2 protein-coding genes are annotated in these 1,354 nt (G+C 45.6%); both read right to left on the reverse strand.

Going from position 1 to position 1,354, the window contains the following annotated elements; translation table 11 throughout:
* Window positions 1–163: 163 nt before the first annotated feature.
* Window positions 164–775 (reverse strand): hypothetical protein, encoded by a 612-nt coding sequence (locus DCO48_RS22630; RefSeq protein ID WP_133247632.1) that lies wholly within the window; start codon window positions 773–775, stop codon window positions 164–166.
* The coding region (locus DCO48_RS23100; protein ID WP_177410633.1) for an RHS repeat-associated core domain-containing protein at window positions 772–1,354 on the reverse strand (583 nt) is incomplete at its 5' end. The genes DCO48_RS22630 and DCO48_RS23100, both read right to left, overlap by 4 nt.

The raw sequence follows: 1,354 nt of genomic DNA on the forward strand, positions 1-1,354 counted from the left end.
GCTGGAAGGCGTCGTTGCACTGGTTGCCGTAACCCTTATGGCTCAGGTTGCCCCAGCTGTCGTAGCGGAACTCAAGATGGCCGAAACCACTGAGGCGATTGCCCGGCGCTTCGCGAAAATTGAACGCCGACAGCGAGATAGCGTGATGTTTTAGTCGCAAGCCCTAGGAGCAGAAGTCTCCCCATGGGTCGTAACGAAAATCTTCGTTGATTGCTGTGAATTTGATACCTGTTAGTCTCTGTTTTTCATATGCTTCCTTAAGTTGACTTGAGCAGACTATTTCCTTGATTTCAATGCAGTAAAATAAATGCTCTTTAGAGGGAAGGGTAATAAATCTATCAATTTTTTCATAGGCTTTCTCATCGTTTCCTTCGCTAATCTTCTGGCTGGCGGCTTGGGACTCTTCAGTGTACGTAGACTGATCTCTATTCAACAGTTCTATTCTTGCTAGCGGAAAGAATAAAAAGTAGAGTTTTTGTGTGGTCGTATTACGATATAGGGATATTTTGACTGGCCTAATCAGCATTTTTACTGAAAGCATTTTGCAAATTTCAATAAAGTCTTTGGATGCCAGGAGCTCGTTAGCATTGAAGTCAAAGGAAAAATTATATGTTTTTGCCTTTAAAGAGTATTCATTCGCGTATTTTCTGGGATCAGGACCCTCACTTGGGAGGTGAAGGCTTGGTAATTTAGGTGTGCACTCAGAGCCAAAGAAATAGGGGGTGCATTTTCCATCAGGATTATGCTCAATTACATAAAATTCATGCGCGTTCATAGCAGTCTTCCGGTAATTTCATCAATAGCAAATTTTCCATTTTCCAATCCCGCTTTTGCCCATCCTTGGAGGTCCTTGACGCCGAGTGCAAGCTGGGTGTCCGTTAGACTTTTTATACCTTTGTTCAGAGACTGCAACCTACCCTCGATAGCATTTGTATATTGGCTGTGATTAGACCAGTGCCCAGGGGTCTTCATGATTTTCGATAGTTGCGCTGTTCCTGGTAAGAAGTGACCGTTGGAGACGCCATCAGAATTCCACCCTATATTTTTTAATCTGCTGAAAAGCACTTCGTACCTTGGTTTTTTTATCAGCTCTTCAGGGATTAAGTGATGATTTGCCATCCCATCAAATCGCCGTGCTCCCATATTGTTGCCCAGCTTGGTCGAGCACCAACCCCAAGGATCAATGGTCCCGGTTGGGTTCCGCCCGTACCGGTATAAATTCACCCCTCCCGCCAACCCAATCGGATCCTGCGTTGTAAACCGCCCCACCCCCGGGTCGTAATAGCGGAAGGTGTTGTAATGCAGATACGTTTCCGCGTCGTAGTACTGCCCCTGCAAGCGCAGGTTCTGTTCC

This window comes from Pseudomonas sp. SDI (assembly GCF_003105155.1).
GTDB lineage: Bacteria > Pseudomonadota > Gammaproteobacteria > Pseudomonadales > Pseudomonadaceae > Aquipseudomonas.